This window comes from uncultured Anaerococcus sp. (assembly GCF_937934665.1).
In the GTDB taxonomy this organism is placed as follows: domain Bacteria; phylum Bacillota; class Clostridia; order Tissierellales; family Peptoniphilaceae; genus Anaerococcus.
Genome location: NZ_CALGYW010000009.1, coordinates 1 through 20,008, shown reverse-complemented (window position 1 = coordinate 20,008; position 20,008 = coordinate 1). Strand labels below are relative to the sequence as shown.

At 36.9% G+C, this 20,008-nt stretch carries 17 protein-coding genes and 1 other annotated feature; of the genes, 13 read left to right on the top strand and 4 right to left on the bottom strand.

Annotation, left to right across the window (positions count from 1 at the left end; genetic code table 11):
- The coding region (locus Q0410_RS00570; RefSeq protein WP_299031628.1) for a hypothetical protein at positions 1-332 on the top strand (332 nt) is incomplete at its 5' end.
- Positions 333-457: 125 nt separating this feature from the next.
- Here Q0410_RS00570 and Q0410_RS00565 read toward each other — a convergent pair.
- A complete protein-coding gene (locus tag Q0410_RS00565) occupies positions 458-643 on the bottom strand; it encodes a hypothetical protein (protein WP_299031625.1) in 186 nt (61 codons plus the stop codon).
- Positions 644-860: 217 nt separating this feature from the next.
- Between Q0410_RS00565 and Q0410_RS00560 the strand changes: the two genes are divergently transcribed.
- From Q0410_RS00560 to Q0410_RS00550, 3 genes are all read left to right on the top strand, one after another.
- A complete protein-coding gene (locus Q0410_RS00560; protein ID WP_299031622.1) occupies positions 861-2,459 on the top strand; it encodes a Na+/H+ antiporter NhaC family protein in 1,599 nt (532 codons plus the stop codon).
- 98 nt (positions 2,460-2,557) lie between these two features.
- Positions 2,558-3,508, top strand: coding sequence for a CorA family divalent cation transporter (locus tag Q0410_RS00555; protein WP_299031619.1), 951 nt, complete (start codon positions 2,558-2,560; stop codon positions 3,506-3,508).
- 64 nt (positions 3,509-3,572) lie between these two features.
- Entirely contained in the window at positions 3,573-4,937 is a 1,365-nt protein-coding gene (locus tag Q0410_RS00550; RefSeq protein WP_299031616.1) for a hemolysin family protein, read from the top strand.
- Between the two features lie 54 nt (positions 4,938-4,991).
- On the opposite strand, the gene Q0410_RS00545 is transcribed toward Q0410_RS00550, so the two are convergent.
- The gene (locus Q0410_RS00545; protein WP_299031613.1) at positions 4,992-5,861 is read right to left on the bottom strand and encodes a hypothetical protein; all 870 of its coding nucleotides are present in this window, start codon (positions 5,859-5,861) and stop codon (positions 4,992-4,994) included.
- A 310-nt stretch (positions 5,862-6,171) separates the two neighbouring features.
- Here Q0410_RS00545 and Q0410_RS00540 point away from each other — a divergent pair, with 310 nt between their 5' ends.
- From Q0410_RS00540 to Q0410_RS00515, 6 genes are all read left to right on the top strand, one after another.
- On the top strand, positions 6,172-7,533 hold the full coding sequence (locus Q0410_RS00540) for an ABC transporter substrate-binding protein (RefSeq protein ID WP_299031610.1): 1,362 nt from the start codon (positions 6,172-6,174) through the stop codon (positions 7,531-7,533).
- Positions 7,534-7,625: 92 nt separating this feature from the next.
- On the top strand, positions 7,626-8,471 hold the full coding sequence (locus Q0410_RS00535) for a carbohydrate ABC transporter permease (protein WP_299031607.1): 846 nt from the start codon (positions 7,626-7,628) through the stop codon (positions 8,469-8,471).
- Complete coding sequence (locus tag Q0410_RS00530; protein WP_299031604.1) at positions 8,472-9,308, top strand: carbohydrate ABC transporter permease; 837 nt, start codon at positions 8,472-8,474, stop codon at positions 9,306-9,308. It abuts the gene before it with no gap.
- 4 nt (positions 9,309-9,312) lie between these two features.
- Positions 9,313-10,347 (top strand): LacI family DNA-binding transcriptional regulator, encoded by a 1,035-nt coding sequence (locus Q0410_RS00525; RefSeq protein ID WP_299031601.1) that lies wholly within the window; start codon positions 9,313-9,315, stop codon positions 10,345-10,347.
- 2 nt (positions 10,348-10,349) lie between these two features.
- Complete coding sequence (malQ, locus tag Q0410_RS00520; protein ID WP_299031598.1) at positions 10,350-11,864, top strand: 4-alpha-glucanotransferase; 1,515 nt, start codon at positions 10,350-10,352, stop codon at positions 11,862-11,864.
- Positions 11,833-12,945, top strand: a complete 1,113-nt coding sequence (locus tag Q0410_RS00515; RefSeq protein ID WP_299031595.1) for an ABC transporter ATP-binding protein — start codon at positions 11,833-11,835, stop codon at positions 12,943-12,945. The genes malQ and Q0410_RS00515 overlap by 32 nt, the downstream gene beginning before the upstream one ends.
- A gap of 300 nt (positions 12,946-13,245) precedes the next feature.
- Here Q0410_RS00515 and Q0410_RS00510 read toward each other — a convergent pair whose 3' ends face one another.
- Together Q0410_RS00510 and galE are read right to left on the bottom strand one after the other, a co-directional pair.
- Complete coding sequence (locus tag Q0410_RS00510) at positions 13,246-14,190, bottom strand: sugar phosphate nucleotidyltransferase (RefSeq protein WP_299031592.1); 945 nt, start codon at positions 14,188-14,190, stop codon at positions 13,246-13,248.
- 2 nt (positions 14,191-14,192) lie between these two features.
- A complete protein-coding gene (gene galE / locus Q0410_RS00505) occupies positions 14,193-15,218 on the bottom strand; it encodes a UDP-glucose 4-epimerase GalE (protein ID WP_299031589.1) in 1,026 nt (341 codons plus the stop codon).
- 184 nt (positions 15,219-15,402) lie between these two features.
- Positions 15,403-15,589, top strand: a binding site (T-box leader).
- Positions 15,590-15,643: 54 nt separating this feature from the next.
- On the opposite strand from galE, the gene thrS reads away from it, so the two are divergent.
- The 3 genes from thrS to Q0410_RS00490 all read left to right on the top strand — a co-directional run.
- The gene (gene thrS, locus Q0410_RS00500) at positions 15,644-17,566 is read left to right on the top strand and encodes a threonine--tRNA ligase (RefSeq protein ID WP_299031586.1); all 1,923 of its coding nucleotides are present in this window, start codon (positions 15,644-15,646) and stop codon (positions 17,564-17,566) included.
- A 1-nt stretch (position 17,567) separates the two neighbouring features.
- Positions 17,568-18,743 (top strand): ATP-grasp domain-containing protein, encoded by a 1,176-nt coding sequence (locus Q0410_RS00495; RefSeq protein WP_299031583.1) that lies wholly within the window; start codon positions 17,568-17,570, stop codon positions 18,741-18,743.
- A gap of 72 nt (positions 18,744-18,815) precedes the next feature.
- Positions 18,816-20,008, top strand: a 1,193-nt coding sequence (locus tag Q0410_RS00490; RefSeq protein ID WP_299031581.1) for an MATE family efflux transporter, incomplete at its 3' end; no start/stop codon positions are given.

The following is a 20,008-nucleotide window of genomic DNA, read 5'->3' as shown; positions in this document are numbered from 1 at the left end:
ATAAGTTATCTTGGCCAGATGGATATGAAGTTCCAGAAAAAATCGACTCAGAAAAAGATGACGCCTCCTACCAAAAGGGATTTGGATCTACCAGAGCCAGTCTCTACTGGGAAAGTGCCTGGGAAAAAGAATTGCTAGAAACTTACAAAACTGACCCAGTAAGGGCAGAAAGGGCCCTAGAGGAGCTTGAAAAAGCAAAGGATATGGCTTATATGTCTGAGGAAAAATGTGATGACGCCACAAGACAATATTTTGCAAAAATCCTAGAAATGGCAAAAAACGGAGACCCATCAGGCTTTGAAGAAAATATCAAACTAAACTCACCAGAGTAAAAAAATAGAAAATTATATAAAATGATAAAATACAAAAGCAGGTTAGTAAGAAAATAGACTTATTTTCAAAAACCTGCTTTTTTAATATTTTCTAAATTTGTAAATGTCTTTGGCATAAATCAAACTTAAGATTCTGCTTGTTTTTCCTTTTTTTGATTTGAAAAATATTCCCCCAAAGATCCTATTATTATAAGGCTTGTTCCTAGGATCCATCCGTATTCTATCTCCCCTGTCTTATATGACATATAGATAGAAATTATAAGCCCTATAGCGGCAAGGATTGCTATTATTAGTTCTTTATTTTCTTTCATTCCTACCTCCTTATTAAGTTTTACCCGATTTAAAAACACGAAAACTCTTTAGAAATATTTTTATTAGCATGGTATTTTTTGTTTTATCTAAGAAAACAGGATGGATTTGATGTTTTGCCCTTTCTTATATTCTAAAATTAAGTATAATGGTAAACGTGCTTATTTTTTTAAGCTTTTATTTTTTTATTATAAATTATTTGAGAATAAGGAAGGTTTTATGAAAAACAAAAATATGAAACTTGCTTTTATTGTGGGGCTTGTTTCCATACTTACATCAATATATATTTCCCTTAGCGGGTATGAGACCTTTGCTACAGCCTGGGCGCTTTTCCCACCTGTGCTTGCAATTTTCATGGCGCTTTTGACCAAGGAGGTTTATTCTTCCTTGTTTGTAGGGATTTTAGTTGGAGGGATTTTAGGATCAGGTGGGTCCTTGTCCCAGTCGCTTGACAATGTTGTTGAAAAGGGGCTTATAGCTTCTGTTTCTCAGACTGCAGGGATTTTTATCTTCCTTGTGGTTTTAGGAATCATGGTTGTCCTTATAAATCATTCGGGCGGGTCAAGGGCCTTTGGAGAATATGCCCACTCAAAGATTAAATCAAGGAAGGCAGCCCAGATATCAACCTTTTTCCTTTGTGCCATGCTTTTTATAGATGACTATTTTAACTGCCTGACTTCAGGTTCTGTTATGAAACCTGTTACAGACTCTTATAAGATTTCTAGGGCTAAACTTGCCTATATTATAGATTCTACAGCAGCTCCAATTTGTATGATTGCCCCAATCTCATCTTGGGCAGCGGCCGTTTCTGGTTATGCAGAGGGGATTTCTGGTATAGAAATGTTTGTTAGGGCTATTCCCTACAACTTCTATTCGCTTTTGACCCTGGTTTTTGTCGTATCAATAATTCTTTTTGATAATGACTTTGGACCTATGAAAGAATACGAGAGACTGGCTATGGAAGAAGGTGAGCTTGGAGCTGTTAAGACAAGTAAAATCACAGCAGAAGACGGCCATACTGATGGTAGGGTTATTGACCTTATTTTTCCTATTATAGTTTTAATTGTGGTTTCTGTTTTATCTTTGGTTTATGTTGGTGGATTTTTTGATCCAGCGAGTGAGTTTTACGGAGACTTCGTAAATGCCTTTGCTAATACAGACTCATCTATTGCCCTTGCTATGGGTTCTCTTTCTGCCCTTATTATAAGTATTATCTACTTTGTGGCTAGGGGAGTGATTAGCTTTGAAAAATCAATGGATAGCCTTTCTGAAGGCTTTTCTTCCATGGTTGGAGCGATTTTGATCCTAACTATGGCAACAAGCCTTAAAAACATTTCAAACGACCTTCTAGGTTCTCAAGAATATGTTGGAGGTCTTATGACAGGGGCTGTTGATAATTTAAATTCATTTTTACCTGCAGTTATCTTTGTGGTTGCAATCTTTCTTGCCTTTGCTACAGGCACAAGTTGGGGAACTTTCGGAATCTTAATTCCAATAATAACCTCTATGTTCGAAATCGGTGAGCCTTTATTTTTTATAGGTATTTCAGCTTGTCTATCTGGAGCAGTTTGTGGTGACCACGTTTCGCCAATTTCAGATACGACAATTATGTCATCAGCAGGAGCAGGTTGTATCCATGTTGACCACGTCAAAACCCAGCTTGCTTACGGTCTAAGTGTGGCAGCTATAGCCACAGTAGCCTACCTAATTGCAGGTTTTACCCATTCGGCTATTCTTTCTCTAGCTTTTGGGGTAGCGGCAATAATGGTCTTTATGCTTAGCTTAAAATATATAAACAAAAAGAAATCTTTGGCCTAAGGACTAACCCCAAAATCCGAAATGCGGATGGAGGGGTTTTTTGAAAAGAAATTATTACTTTTAGACTGACTTAAATTATTGAGAAATTGGAGATATTAATGGAATATATATACAAATTTGATACAATAGATGGATTTGAAAAAACTTCTATGCCAAAGTTTTATGATGCTATAGAAGATGATGACTTTTACCTAATGTATTTGGGTAAGGCAGATTTTATCGACTTTGCAAAAAATTACAAGCTTGATAAGGCTATAATAGACCTCCTTCTTACAGAAAATGGCAAAAAATCTTATGTGGCTGTTGAGGATACTTATACCTTTGTGATTTTAGAACTCTTAGATATCAGGGGTAATCTTGATACTTCAGATCTTATAGGTTTTTATATAGAAAATAACAGGCTGGTTGTAGTTGATATGTACGATAGGGATAAGTCTACCACCCGTGCCTTTAGCAAGATGATTTCTAAGAAATTTTCTTCAAGGTCTCCAGGCCGCGCCCTAAAACACTTTATCACAGCCCTAATTGACAAACATACGGGGATATTTGACCAGATAAAAAATTCTACAGCCCAAATAGAAGATGTTATTACTAACAACAAACCAAGCAAGGATAGGCTTAAGATGATTTCTGATAATAGGCATAAGGCTTTAAATCTCTATACTTCCTATGAAAGACTTTTAGATACCATAGAGGTCCTTGTGGATAATGAAAATGAGATTTTTGATGAAGATGATATCAAACACCTAAAGAGTTTGGCCTATAGGGTGGAGAGGTATTCATCAAATATTTCCTATTTGAGCGATTATATAACCAATGTCAAAGACTCCTATGATTCAAAGATGGACCTATCTATGAACTCAACCATGAAGGTTTTGACAGTGGTAACTACGATTTTTACACCCATAACAGTCTTAACCGGCTGGTACGGGATGAATTTTGAAAATATGCCAGAACTTAGCTGGGAATTTGGCTATATGTATATCATTGGCCTTTCTATTTTAAGTTTAATAATCTGCTATTTTTTATTTAAAAAGCTTGATGAGTAGATTTTTTGACAAGGAGAGCTTTTGTTGATATAGTCAAGGTAAGATTACATTTTAAGGAGAAAATATGGACTCTGTTCCCTACCACAGTTTACTTTTAGTTTTAATAATTATAGGATTAATTTTAATAAATGGGTTTTTTACAGCCCTTCATACTGGAGTTATTAGCCTTTCCCAGGATAAGCTTCGCGACCTAGAAGAAGATGGCATGAAAAATGCCCAAGTCTTATTAAGGATAACAAATAACCAAGACAGGCTAAACCAGTCTTTTTCAATGATAAACTCTATTTTATCACTTTTTACAGTCGCTTTTATAGCTGATATGATGAGGGATTTTGATTTTATAGTGGATAATCTTTCTATGAAGACAGCTCTTTTTATAACTATATTGCTTTACATAGTAGTCAAAATTATTTTTGTAGATAAGATTCCCCAAAGGATAGGGGTTAGAAATCCCTTAGCCTTCGCCCTAAATACTACGGGCATACTCAGAGTAAGTCTTGCTCTAACCAAGCCCTTTGTTATTTTGACAGATCATGTGACAAATTTTGTCATGAAAATTTTTGGCATAGAAGCTGGTGTTATCCAGAAAGAGGTTACCAGTGAACAGATAAGGTCAGTTGTCCAAATTGGGGAAGACCAGGGGATTATAAGACCCATGGAATCAAAGATGATTCACTCTATCATGAATTTTGATGATATAATAGTAGAAGAAATCATGACAGCAAGGACTGATGTCTTTATGATCGATATAAATGATAAGGATAGGGAATTTATGGAGGAATTTGTTAAAATCCGCCACAACAGGATTCCTGTCTTTGAAGATAATGTCGATAATATCCTAGGAGTCCTATATACCAAGGACTATCTCTTAGAAGCGACTAAGGTGGGGCTTTACAATGTAGATATAGAAAAACTAATCAGACCTGCCCACTTCGCGCCAGATAAGATTGAGGCAGATAAGCTTTTTTCAGATATGCAAAAAGGACATATCCATATGTCCATATTAATAGATGAATATGGTGGTTTTGCAGGCGTTATTACCATGGAAGACCTAATAGAAGAGATCGTAGGTGATATGGAAGATAGCTTTGACTATGATATCCCAGAAATAAGGATAAATAGTAAAAATGTATTTATAGTTAAGGCTTCTATAGGTATAAAAGACTTAAACGAAAAAATACCTATAGACATAGACGAAGAAAACGAAAACTATGACTCCCTAGGTGGTTTTATCATTGATAAACTCGGCTACATACCAGAAGCAGGAGATAATGAAACTATAATCTACAACGGCTACGAAATTAAAATTCTCTACATGGAAGATAATAGAATAAAGGCCTGTAGGATTAGGAAATTAAAAGAAAAACCTCCTGAAGAAGGAGAAGACAATTCTAATAAAGCAGAAGAAAACGAAAATAATGAAGATTAAAAAACCGTCCAATTGATGTTGGGCGGCTTTTTGGTGGTCATACTGAGTGATTTTCTATTCTTCCTCAGAGCTTAGCTCCAGGGATATAAGGTCCAAATCCTCTGTGTAGGTAAAGTCGTAGACTATTTTTTCGATGTTTTCAAAAGTAAAGACTAGGGTCACATCAACTAGGTTTTGGTCCACAGGGGCAGTTTTAATGAGGTCTCTGGCAAAGGATACCTCAACTTTGGACTTATCTGAAAGTATCTGTCCTGCTAGGTCAAGGTCGCCTTTAAGGCCCTCGTACATCTTATCAAAGTCCTCTCCTTCAAGGCCTAGACCCTTTACATCCTCCCTAAAGACTTCCTTGTCGACTTCTCTAAGTGAATCGATTATGCGATAGGACTTATCGACAAAGGCTTGGTTGTTTTCCTCTAATTCTTTGTTTTTAGATAGGGTAGATAAGAGATTAATCTCAAGCCCACTTAGCTTATCATCTTTTTTATTAGCTAAAATGGTTAGGGAATCGTCCTCACATTCGCCAATTACCAGAAAACTATCGTCCTTTTTTGTAAGGGTATCGATAGAAAGAATAGGCCCTGTATAGTCGACAGGAAGCAAGAGCTCTGATAAGACTCTTAAATCTCCACCAACTTGGCTTTTTAGAGGCTCAGCTAGGATTTTTGAAAGGCTCGCTACATCCTTATTTTCTATATCTTTTAAAATTTTGGCAAGAAAAGTCTTATCCTCATCAGATAAGTCTTTGTTCGCATCATCTAGCAAATCAAAAAAGTCATCAGTTAAATTTTCATCATATATTTGTTCGTCAGTTTTCATAACAACAGAATCTTCATCTTTATTTACTTTTGGCTTATCTTTTTCGCATCCACTAAAGAGGATAGCCATAGAAAAGATAAAAACCAAGCTTTTATATAATTTTTTCATAAGTCCTCCTTGTATTATTATAACATAGAGACTTCTTTTTATAAATTTCATATATGTTTTAAATTGACTTTTAGATTTAAAAGGTGATTATTATTAGAATAAAATTCCGTTTAGAGGGTCAATATATAATTTTGATATTAAAATGTAAAAAAATAAAGAGAAAAGCCTTGAATTTTTTTCTTAGATATGATATATTTAAGATACGAAAACGATACCGAAAAAATGTTTTCATAATCTTTCACCAGGATCGCTAGATTAGGAAGGCATATAAGAGAGGATTCGGTAGAGGAAATTTTACGGAGGAATATTTATGAAAATTAAGCAAACGTTACTAGCAGGAGCCCTTGTTCTTGCAGGTGCACTTACCTTTACAGGATGTGGCAATTCAAATGACGGAGCAAAGGAAGAGACAGCTAAGAATGACGGTGGCAAAGCTTCTGTCTATTACCTAAACTTCAAACCAGAAGTAGAAGAAGTTTGGAAAGAAATTGCAACTAAATACGAAGAAGAAACAGGTGTTCCAGTAAAGGTTGTTACAGCTGCATCAGGAACTTATGAATCAACACTTAAGGCAGAAATCACAAAAGATGATGCACCAACCCTATTCCAAATCAACGGCCCAATTGGCTACCAAAACTGGAAAGACTATACAAAAGATCTTAAGGATTCAGAGATTTATTCTCACCTAGTAGACAAAGACCTTGCTGTTAAAGACGGTGAAGGTGTTTACGGCATCCCTTATGTAGTTGAAGGCTACGGTCTAATCTATAACGATGCTATCCTTCAAAAATACATCGGTCTTGATGGAGCTAAGATTAAATCAGTAGACGAAATCAACAATTTTGAAAAACTAAAAGAAGTTGCTGAAGATATGCAAGCCAAAAAAGATGACCTTGGCATAGACGGCGCTTTTGCATCTACATCTCTTAAACCAGGCGAAGACTGGAGATGGCAAACTCACTTAGCTAACCTTCCAATCTACTACGAATATAAAGACAATGATACAAAAGATATGGCAGAAGTTGAATTTAAGTATGATCAAGAATACAAAAATATCTTTGATCTTTACCTAGAAAACTCAACAGTAGCTCCAGAAGTTTTAACTGGTAAGTCTGTAACAGACTCAATGGCAGAATTTGCCCTTGAACAAGCAGCCTTTGTACAAAACGGAAACTGGGCATGGAGCCAAATTTCTGAAGTATCTGGAAACAAGGTAAAAGAAGAAAATATCAAGTTCCTACCAATCTATACAGGTATGGAAGGCGAAGAAAAACAATCTATCTGTGTTGGTACAGAAAACTTCTTCTCAGTTAACTCACAAGCTAGCGAAGAAAACCAAAAAGCAACAGAAGACTTCCTAACATGGTTATTTACATCTGATGAAGGAAAAGACTTTGTAACAAACAAACTAGGTTTCATCGCTCCATTTGATACCTTTACAGAAGAAGACCAACCACAAGATCCACTTGCTAAAGAAGTAGCAAAATATATGTCAAATGAAGATCTTTACAATATAGACTGGAACTTCACATCATTCCCAAGCCAAGCTTTCAAAGACTACTTTGGTCAAGCTCTAGGCCAATATGCGTCAGGATCTATGACATGGGAAGAAGTTAAAGAAGCATTTGTAACAAGCTGGAAAGACGAAAAAGCAGCAACAAACCAAGAATAAAATAAGCCTAAATTAATGGTCTGAATGTATTTACAAAGCTTATGGCATGAAGATACATTCAGGCCTTTTTAAAAACTTAAAAGGAGGTTTTTATGCAAAAGATTTTAAAGAAATATTTCCCAATCTTTGTTCTTCCTACCTTTTTAGTATTTTTGATAGTTTTCATAGTGCCCTTCATCCTAGGTGTGGGCCTATCCTTTACCAAATTTACAACTATCTTCAATGCTAAATTTGTAGGATTACAAAATTATATTACAGCCTTCTCAAGTGGACAGAGGTTTGGATCAGCCTTTGTATTTACAGTAATTTTCACAATTGTTTGTGTAATTACTATAAATATATTGGCCTTTGCCCTAGCCCTTGTTCTTACAAGGAAAATCAAAGGTACCAACCTATTTAGAACAGTATTTTTTATGCCGAACTTAATCGGCGGTATTGTATTAGGTTATACCTGGCAGGTAATGATAGATGCAGTTTTATTAGGATACGGCAAGACCCTACTTGCTGATGCGAGATATGGTTTTTGGGGACTCGTTATCCTTATGAACTGGCAGATGATTGGCTATATGATGGTAATTTATATAGCTGGTCTTCAAAACGTTCCTCAAGAATTAATAGAGGCGGCAGAAATAGACGGGGCAAATAAATGGCAAACCCTAAAATCTATTACCATACCAATGGTAATGCCATCAATTACAATTTGTACCTTCCTAACCCTAGCTAACTCCTTTAAGCTTTACGACCAAAACCTTGCTCTTACAGCAGGTGCACCATTGTATAAGACAGAGATGCTTGCTATGAATATAGTAGATACCATGTTTTCAAGAAACGGCTTTGAGGGTGTAGGCCAGGCCAAGGCGGTAATCTTCTTCTTGATAGTTGCCTTTATTGCCTACCTACAAATCAAGCTTACAAGTGAAAAAGAGGTGGAACATTAAATGAAAGAAAAAACGATTAATAGAATTTTATTTGTCTTACTACTAGTTTTGCTTGTAGTATTCCTATTTCCAATAGCCTTCATAGTTATGAACTCCTTTAAGGGTAAGTTTTTCATATCTGACTCACCTTTTACAATTCCAACAGGAGAGGCTTTTGCAGGCCTTGAAAACTATGTTGTAGGTCTTGCTAGAACTGGTTTTTTCCAAGCTGCTGGATGGTCAATGTTCATAACCATCTTATCAGTAGGAGTAGTAGTCCTATTTTCAGCAATGACTGCCTACTACCTAACCAGGGTTAAGACCTGGTGGACTAAGGTTATCTATTATTTGTTTGTATTTTCAATGATAGTGCCTTTCCAAATGGTAATGTTCCCTACAATAAAGATTGCAGACTTCCTTCACCTAAATAACCCAGTTGGTATGATTGTCTTATACCTAGGTTTTGGTTCGGGGCTTTCAGTCTTTATGTTTTCAGGTTTTATTAAATCTATTCCAATAGAGATAGAAGAAGCGTCTATGATTGACGGTTGTTCACCAATCAAGCACTTTTTCTATATAATATTTCCAATCCTTAAGCCAACAGCAATTACAGTTGCGATTTTAAATACCATGTGGATATGGAATGACTACCTCCTTCCATATCTGGTAATAGGAGTTTCTACTCCATACAAAACCATACCAGTAGTTGTTCAAATGCTTGTAGGATCTAATGGAAATAAGGATATGGGAGCTATGATGGCCATGCTAGTTTTAGCTATGGTACCAGTAATAGTTTTCTACCTAACCATGCAAAAACATATAGTAAAATCCGTTGCAGCTGGCGCTGTAAAAGGATAAGCCTATGACAAATCCTACTATAAAAGATATTGCATCAATATGTGGGGTTAGCGTAAGCACAGTATCTAGAGCAATAAATGATGCTGAAGGTATAAGTGCGAAAACAAGGGCTAAAATCTTAAAGACAATTAAGGAAACTGGCTATGAGCCAGATACAAATGCGAGAAACCTAAAAATTACAAAAAACAAGACTATAGCAGTCCTAATCAAGGGTATTACCAACCCCTTCTTTACTCCGATGATCAAGGTTATAGAAGAAGAAATAAGCAAAACCAGCCATTCTTTCATCCTAAATAAGGTGGAGGAACATTCGTCAGAAGTTGATGTAGCCTTAAGAATGGTTAAGATTTTAAAACCAGAAGGTATAATTTTCCTAGGTGGAGATCTTAGAAATGACAAAGAGAAATTAAAGGCTTTGGGCATCCCTTATTCGATGACTACTATAATAAATAAGGAAATAATAGAAAAAAACTCAATTTGTGTAGGGGTTGACGATTACAAGGAATCTTACAAGATAGTCGACTATTTAATAAGTCTAGGCCATAAGAAAATCGCCTTTATAGCAGCAAGGGTTGACGACATAAGTATAGGTAGCCTGAGATTTGAAGGCTATAAAAAGGCCCTTTCAGATCATGGTATAGATTTTGATGAAAATCTTGTAATCTACCCACCAAAGGGCTTGGATCCTTACTCTCTTTACCACGGTTATGAATCTGGTAAGAAGATTGTAAAAGAAGCCTTAGACTGTACTGCGATTTTTGCCATATCAGATTTTGTGGCCATAGGAGCAATAAAGGCCATAAATGACATGGGAAAATTAGTTCCAGAAGACTATTCTGTGGCTGGTTTCGATGGGCTTGAGATAAATGAATTTCTCCCACAGCCAATCACAACAATAGTCCAACCGACAAGTCAGATAGCCTACACATCTGTTAAGGAATTATTCAAAATAATAGAAAAGGAAAAATATAAGGAAGTGACTAGTTTTGACGCCAAACTTTTTGTAGGCGCAACAACAGCAAGATTAAGAGAGGTGTGAATATGAAAAAAGCAGGAATTTTATGGCCCCTAGCTAGCCTTAACGGCAGTCACGGCATAGGGGATTTCGGAAGGGCTAGCTATGATTTTATAGATACTAGCAAAGAAGCTGGTTTTGATATGTGGCAAATTCTTCCCCTAAACCCTCTAGGCTACGGTAATTCACCTTACCAGCCTTATTCATCCTATGCTGGCGATGAGGTCTATATATCCCTAGATTTGCTCTATGAAGATGGGCTTCTAGATAAGAGAATAGCACCTCTTAAGCAAAAAGATAGAGTTGATTATAATTTTGTAAGGGAATTTAAAGGCCAATACTTAAAAAAGGCCTATGAGAAATTTAAGGAAAAAGAGCTCGACCAGACTGACTCCTATAAGGAATTTCTAAAGTTTGACTTCGTATACGATTATGCAGTCTTTATAAGTTTCAAAAAAGACAATGACCTAATCGCATGGAATGAGTGGCCAGAAGAGCAAAAAACTTGGATAATAGACAAAAAGCTTGACCTAAGCCCATACCAAGATCAAATTGGCTATGAAATTTTTATCCAATATATCTTCTATAAGCAGTGGATGAAATTAAAGGCCTATGCCAATGAAAACGGCCTTAAAATCATAGGCGACATCCCATTTTATGTGGGACTTGACAGCCTAGATGTTTGGCAAAATCAAAAATATTTTGAAATTACCGATGAAGGTAAGCCAATTTTAATAGCGGGAGTGCCACCAGATGCCTTCTCAGACCTAGGCCAAAGATGGGGCAATCCAATTTATAGGTGGGATGAGCTAGAAAAAGACGACTTCAAATTCTGGATAGATAGGCTAGCCTACAATGTAAAACTATATGACATTGTAAGGCTTGACCACTTCAGAGCCTTTGATACCTACTGGCAAATAGATGCAAAAAACGATACAGCTGTTGAAGGCGAATGGATTTATGCACCAGGTTTTAAACTTTTCGATAAAATTACAGAAGAACTAAAGGATGTAGAGTTTATCGCAGAAGACCTTGGAACAATGATGCCAGGAGTTTACAAGCTACGTGACCACTACGACCTAAAAGGTATGGTGATAATCCAAGAAAACCTAAGACCTTGGGAAGACCATTTAATAGAAGCTACAGCCAATTCTGTAGCCTACCCAGGTACCCACGACAACAAGACCCTCTTCCAGTGGTACGATGAATTAACTGAAGACCAACAAGAGTCTATAAAAGACTACTTCAAAGACTTGGGTATCGACCATGGAGATATTAGGGATGACTTCTTTGATTTTGTCATGGGCACAGAAAGTGACTATGTAATTGTATCCTTGGCAGACATCCTAGGCCTTGGCAAAGAGGCGAGAATCAACGAGCCTTCAACCCTAAATGACCTAAACTGGTCTTTCAAACTAAAAGACTTAAATGACTACAAGGAAAAAGTTGAATTTTTAAACAAGACCATAGAAGAAAACAAGGAACACAAAAGAAGCCAAGGGAGGAAAAATGGCAAATCTAAGCCTAAAAAACATAAATAAAGTTTATGATAATGGTTTCCATGCTGTAAAAGATTTCAATATGGAAATCGAAGATAAAGAATTTATAATCTTTGTAGGCCCATCTGGTTGTGGAAAATCTACAACTCTAAGGATGATTGCAGGCCTTGAAGAGATTTCGAGTGGGACCCTTGAGATAGATGGAAAAAAAGTCAACGACGATCTACCAAAAGATAGGGACATAGCCATGGTATTCCAAAACTACGCCCTTTATCCACATATGACCATCTACGACAATATGGCTTTCTCACTTAAGATTAACAAGATGAGCAAGGAAGAAATTAACAAAAAGGTAAAGGAAGCTGCCGAGATTTTGGGCATTACCAACCTTCTTGACAGGAAACCAAAACAACTATCAGGTGGTCAAAGGCAAAGGGTAGCTATGGGAAGGGCTATAGTTCGTAATCCAAAAGTATTTTTGATGGACGAACCACTTTCAAACCTCGATGCCAAACTTAGAGTCCAAATGAGAATAGAAATAGCAAGGCTTCACAAAAAACTTGGGACAACTATGATTTATGTAACCCACGACCAAACAGAAGCCATGACTCTTGGTACAAGGATAGTTGTAATGAAAGATGGGGAAATCCAACAAATTGACAGCCCACAAACCCTCTACGACCATCCAAACAACCTCTTTGTTGCAGGCTTCATAGGTTCTCCACAAATAAACTTGATAGAAGTGGATGTCAAAGAAGTTGGCGAAAAGATTCACATTTCAAACCCTTACTTTGATTTTGAAATGCCAGAAGAAAAGGCTAAGGTCCTAAGAGATAAGGCCTATGTTGGCAAAAAAGTCATTTTTGGTATAAGGCCAGAATCCATCCACGATTCTGAAGAAGTGCCTGAAGATTGTCTAGCAAGCTCACCTGTAAAGAGCGCTGTTAAAGTCTATGAACTTATGGGATCTGAAGTCCACCTATACTTTGACCTAGGCGAAACACAAATGATTGCCAAGACATCTCCAAGAACCAAGGCTGAAGAAGGTAAGGACGTAGACTTTGTCTTTGCCCTAGATAAATCATATCTTTTCGACCCTGAAACAGAGCTAATAATAGAATAAAAAAATCCCGCTTATGCGGGGTTTGATCCATAGACAAACTGTTCCAACCAGTCATTTCAAGGCTTACTTACATTTAAACAAAGCCAAGAGCTTTTTAATAAAATATTCTAAAGCCTTTTGCCAGGTTAAAGCTTGGCAGAAAAAACAGAGCAATCAATAATTATTTGAAGTTAATTTATAGGATTTATCTTACTCTCCATAATCCTAAAAGTTTAAATTGGCTGCTCTGTAGAAATGACTGTTAAGTTAATTTAATTTGTAAAACCCGACTTGAAGCGGGTTTTTTAAATGATTTTGATTTTATTTTCTATTTTTATCTTTGTTTTTTTCCCAAATATCCTTTGGATAAACTCCATCTTGGAACATGGCCTTAAAGGCGTCTTGGGCTGGTTTTAGGTCTTCGTGATAGGTTATTCCTATCCATTTTTCATTGGTTGGGATAATTGTAATATCTGCGGTATCTTCCTTTATCCATTCGCCAATCATCTCTGGAAGGACATATTCGCAAGTTTCAAAATTATCTTTATTATTTTCTAAGAAAGATATAAAATGTTTTTCTGCTAGGTCAAAAAATCCTGGGAAAGATGCCCAAAGGTTCATAGAGACAAGACTTTCTAGGTTTAAAAGATCTGGACCTAGACCTTCTTTTGATGAAAAGTTCTTATCTTCCTTATTATATTTTATCTCGTGGGTTTCTATGATATTAACTAGCTTATTTTCACCATTTCCCACAGAAACTCCCCTAGTAACTGTACCGTTGTCAGATAGGGTATTTTTAAGTTTATAGCCTGCCATGGCTACTTGGAGCTTATTATCCTTTGTTTCTTTTGTCTTTATTAAAAAGTCATGGAGGTCCTTAAAGACACCCTTGCCATAGTAATCATCTGCATTTATAACGAGAAATGGCTCATTTACAAGCTCCTTTGTAGCAAGAACTGCATGGACTGTTCCCCAAGGCTTAGTTCTAGTTTCTGGTGAAGTAAAACCACCAGCTAGGGTCATATCCTGAAAGGCATATTCTACATCTATAAATTTCTCAATCCTTTTTCCTATTACTTCCTTAAAATCTTTTTCTATGTCTTTTCTAATTATAAAGACAACCTTAGTAAAGCCTGCCTCTATAGCATCAAAGATTGAATAGTCAATGATGGTATAGCCATTTTCATCCATTTTGGCAAGCTGCTTGATACCTGCACCATATCTTGATCCTATGCCAGCGGCAAGGATAACCAAACTTGTGTCCATACTTACTCCTTGTCTTCATAACCATTAGGGTTATTTTTTTGCCATCTCCATGAATCTTCGCACATTTGTCTTATGCCATTTTCTGCCTTCCAGCCCAAAAGCTCGTAGGCCTTAGTCGCATCTGCAAAACACTTTGCTATATCGCCTTCTCTACGTCCTACAATCTCATATGGAACTTTTCTTCCAGAGGCTTCTTCAAAGGCTTTTACAACTTCAAGGACTGAATAGCCCTTGCCTGTAGCAAGGTTAATAATAGATACTCCATCGAGTTTATCAAGCCTGTCAATGGCTAGGACGTGGCCCTTGGCAAGGTCTACTACGTGAATATAATCCCTAACCCCAGTGCCGTCTACTGTGTCATAGTCATCCCCAAAGACTCTCAAATAATCTAGCTTACCAACAGCTACCTGGGCTATGTATGGCAAGAGGTTATTTGGAATCCCTTGTGGGTCCTCGCCAATTTTTCCTGACTTGTGGGCCCCTATTGGATTAAAATACCTTAGAAGGACGATTTTCCACTCAGGATCAGATTTTTGAAGATCTATCATTATCTGCTCCATCATGGACTTAGACCAGCCGTAAGGGTTGGTACATTCGCCCTTAGGGAAGTCTTCTGTAATAGGAACTGTTTTTGGGTTACCATAAACAGTAGCAGATGAAGAAAAGATTAGGTTTTTACATCCCACTTCCTTCATGGCTTCAAGAGTTGTAAGGGTCCCTGTGATGTTGTTGTGGTAGTATTCTAGAGGTTTTTTAACTGATTCCCCAACAGCCTTAAGGGCCGCACAGTGGATAAGGAAGTCGATTTTTTCTTTGATCAAAACTTCTTTGAGTTTTTCCTTATCGAGGATATCTGCCTCATAGAACTTAATTTTTTTGCCAGTTATCTCTTCTACCCTATCAACAGCTATTTTTGATGAGTTTGAGAGGTTGTCGTAGATTACTACCCTATAATCTTTATTGATTAACTCTACGGCGGTGTGGCTACCTATATAGCCTGCCCCACCAGTTATTAGTACGTTTTTCATTTATCTACCTTTCATAATTATATATATTACAATTATACTATAATGTGAAGAAATTTTGAAGTTTTAGTTAAATACTGATAATGGGTAGGTCAGGGCAGTAATATTAAAGGCAATCTCGCAGATTAAAGGTCATTATAAAAAATAATTTGCAAATTTTCCCGGTATGAGTAAAGTATTTACATAATATAAGACGTTGAAGGGACCAGTAGGTCATGTTTTACTTACAGAGAGGGGCATTAGCTGAGAAGCCCTAGGAAGATTTGACTGAATACCAACCCTGAGTTTCTTGTGAATAAGCAAGACGTATGACTACGATACAGCCTTAATGAGTAAAAAATTAGGTGGAACCACGGAATCTAACCGTCCTATTATCCAGATGTGGATATGGGACGGTTTTTTTATTCGAGAATTTAGAAGGAGAAATTATGATAAAGATTAAATTACCAGATGAATCAGTAAAAGAATACGAAGAAGGTGTTCTAGTTTCTGATGTAACAAAAGACATTTCAAAGGGACTTTACAGAGCGGCTGTAGGTGCTGTTGTAAATGGAAAAATAATGGGCTATGCTGAGCCAATAAATGAAGATAGTGACTTTAAAGTTGTAAAATTTGATGATGAAGAAGGCAAGGAAATTTTCTGGCATACATCAAGCCACGTTATGGCAGCAGCTATTAAAGAGCTTTGGCCAGAGACAAAATTTGCTATAGGACCTGCCATAGCAGATGGTTTCTACTATGATATGGACCTTGAACACAGATTTACTCCAGAAGATCTTGAGATAATCGAAAAGAAAATGAAAGAGATTGCCAAAAAAGATCTTAAGCTAGAAAGAGTTGAAATCTCAAGAGAAGAAGCTCTAAAGATGTTTAAGGAAGAAGGTCAGGACTACAAGGTAGAATTAATCGAAGACCTACCAGAAGATGAACTTATCACTTTATACAAGATGGGAGATGCCTTTACAGACCTTTGCAGGGGACCACATCTTGAATCAACTAAACAAATCAAGGCTTTTAAACTAAAAGCTATAGCAGGTGCTTACTGGAGAGGAGACTCTGATAGAGCCATGCTTCAAAGAATCTATGGTATATCCTTCCCTAAGGCAAAAGACCTTGAAGAATACGAAGTTTTACAAAAAGAAATCGCTAGACGTGATCACAGAAAAATAGGTAAGGAAATGGACCTATTTACCTTCCACGAAGAAGGACCAGGCTTCCCATTCTTCCATCCAAATGGCATGATTTTAATGAACGAGCTTCTTGATTGGTGGAGAGGTGTTCTAGATGAAAAAGGATACGGAGAAATAAAAACACCACTTATCTTAAATGAAGCTCTATGGCACAGATCAGGCCACTGGGATCACTATAAGGAAAACATGTACTTTACAAAGATAGATGATGAAGACTATGCTATTAAACCAATGAACTGCCCAGGTTCAGTTTTAACCTACGCATCTCGTCAGCACTCCTACAGGGACCTACCAATTAGACTTGCAGAATTTGGTCAAGTGCACAGACACGAACTATCAGGTACCCTTCACGGCCTATTTAGAGTAAGAACATTTACCCAAGACGATGCCCACGTTTACTGCCTTCCAAGCCAAATCAAGGAAGAAGTTTATAGGATGATTGACCTTGCAGACCTTCTATACTCTACATTTGGTTTTAAATACACTATAGAATTATCTACAAGACCAGATGACTACATGGGAGATATTAAGGATTGGGATTTTGCTGAAGAGCAATTAAAGAAAGCTCTAGAAGAACGTGGTATTGATTATCAAATAAATCCGGGTGACGGTGCCTTCTATGGTCCAAAGATTGACTTCCACCTCCTAGATGCAGCTAAGAGAGAGTGGCAATGTGGTACAATCCAGCTTGACTTCCAACTTCCAGCCAACTTCGAACTAGAATATGTAGACGAAAACGGTGAAAAACAAAGACCAGTTATGCTTCACAGGGCCCTACTTGGATCAATCGAGAGATTTATCGGTGTCCTAACAGAACACTTTGCAGGAAGATTCCCACTTTGGATTAACCCTAAACAAGTAGAGATAATCCCAGTAGCAGATAGGTTTGCTGATAAGGCTTATGAAATTGCGGGAGAAATTGAAAAAGCAGGTTTCAGAGTAGAAGTAGACGAAAGAAGCGAAGGGGTAGGCTATAAGATTAGATCTGCTCAAATGATGAGAACAAACTACATGATTGTAGTTGGTGATAAGGAGATTGAATCAGGGCTTCTTACAATCAGAAATAGAGATGGTGAGGAAACTAAAGACGTTAGCCTAGAAGAATTTATCTCAAAAATTTCAGAAGAAAGAGATAGCAAGGCAAGAGAATCTGTGTATTAATATGAACTACAATGCGATTATCCTAGGCACAGACCACAACTCATATTCGGTTGCCAGAAGCTTTCATGAGGCTTTTGATAAAGAGCCAATTGTTGCAGGCTCTGCTGTCCTAGTACCATTTTATAAGTCGAAAATTTGTGACATATATACAGAAAAAAACTTTTCTACAGATGATAAAATTTTTGTAGAAACATTAAATAAGCTCGTAAAATCAAGGGATGAAGAAGATTTTATCTTCTTCGCCCCAACTGAGCATTATGTAGACCTTTTGGTAAGAAATGCTAAACATTTTGACTTTTCCTACCATATCCCATATCCAGCACCAAAAGAAGCAGAAAAGCTCTTAAGAAAGTCAGAATTCTATAAAATCTTAGAAGAAATTGGAGTTTCTTATCCAAAATCTTTTGTTGCTGATAGGAAAAACTATAAAGATTTAGACCTTGATGGGGAAATCTTCCTAAAGGCTGATGAATACGACGATTTTATAGCAAGCGATATAAAAATTAAGAAAAAAGGCTATCAGGTAAATAATAAAGAAGAGGCTATCAAGATTTTAGAAAATATCTACGATAGCGAATACGAGGGTCATATTATTTGCCAAGAATTTATACACGGCGGCCAAGGAACTGAATATTCCCTGAATGGATATAGGTCAAAGGATGGTAAAATATCAATGGTTCTTGCAAGAAACCTTCTTTCTGATATGAGGCCAATGTGGGTTGGCAACCACCTAGTCCAAGTTGACCACGAAGACTCCGAGATGTATGCTATTGCAGAAAAAATTGTCGATAATTTATCTTATGTAGGTCTTTTTAACTTAGACTTTAAAAAAGATAGCAAAAGCGGTAAGGTCTATACGCTGGAGATGAATATTAGACAGGGCAGGACCTTTTATTATTCAACCTTAGCTGGAGTAAACCTCATAAAAATTGCCACAGAAGATATGATTTTAGGAAAGTCTGTAAGTGAGAGGACTAAAAGAGCCTTTATGCTTACAGCTATAAATAAGAACGTGGCAAGAGACCATGTTGATCCAAGTCTTTTGGATGAATTTGATGATAAGAAGAGAAATGAAAATTCTGCAATCCACATAATAAATAGCGAAGATGATGGAATTTTAAGAAACATCAAGGTAAAAGATGCCCTAAGACGTCAAGAAAAAGAACTATACGATTAAATAAAGAGATAGTCGCCACAAGGCTTCTATCTCTTTAAATTGTGAATAATGAATATAAAGAAAGGAGTTTAGATGACAGAAAAATTAGCGAAGAAAAATAGGATGGGGATTGAGCCGGTCCCATCACTTTTATTTAAAATGAGCCTACCGATTATTATTTCCTTCTTGGTCCAATCGGTTTATAACCTAGTTGATTCGATATTTGTAGCGAGACTTTCAGAAAAGGCCCTTACAGCCGTTTCTCTTTGTTTTCCAGTCCAAAATATTATGATATCCTTTGCGGTAGGAACAGGTATTGGTACAACAGCTCTTCTTTCCAGGTATTTAGGTATGGATGATAAAAAGAGAGTATCCTCTATTGCAACTCACGGTCTGGTTTTAGCCACAATATCTATGTTGGCCTTTGTTTTATTTGGCATATTTTTTTCAGACTTTTATGCAAGAAGCCAGTCAACAGATCCAGAAATCATCCAATATACAAAAGACTATTTATTTGTAGTTTTATTATTCTGTGGGGGAGTATTTTTCCAAATATTTTTTGAAAAAACCCTCCAATCAACTGGTAACACAGTTTATACCATGATAACCCAGGGTACAGGAGCTATTATTAATATCATCCTTGACCCTATAATGATCTTTGGACTCTTTGGTTTTCCTATGATGGGCGTTAAGGGAGCAGCCCTTGCGACAGTTATCGGACAAATGGGAGGAGCCTTGGTGGGAGTAATCTTCCATACTAAGAAAAATAATGAAGTAAGCTTTGAAATTAAGAGCTTTAGACTCCATCTAGAAAACCTAAGCCTAATCTTTTCCATTGGTCTACCATCAATTATAATGTCAGGTATAGGGTCCTTCGTCTTATTTTTTATGAATGCGATACTCTATACTTTTGGATCTTCAGCTGTAGCAGCTTATGGAATCATGTATAAGCTCCAGTCCTTTGCCTTTATGCCTATGTTTGGTATATCAAATGCCCTCCTTGCCATAGTTTCCTATAACTATGGAGCAAGGAAAAAAGTTAGGATAAAGGAAGCGATTAGTCTTGCTATGAAGGCGTCCTTTGCTATTGTGGGCCTTGCAACAATCTTGATGTGGATCTTTACCTCACAAATTTTTGACCTCTTTGCAGCAACTGATGAAATGAGATCTATAGGGGTGCCTATGATAAGGATAGTATCCTTATCTCTAATAGTATCTATTCCTTCGGTAGTAGGAGTTGGTGGGATTTTCCAGGCCCTAGGCAATTGGAAGTTTCCAATCTTCCA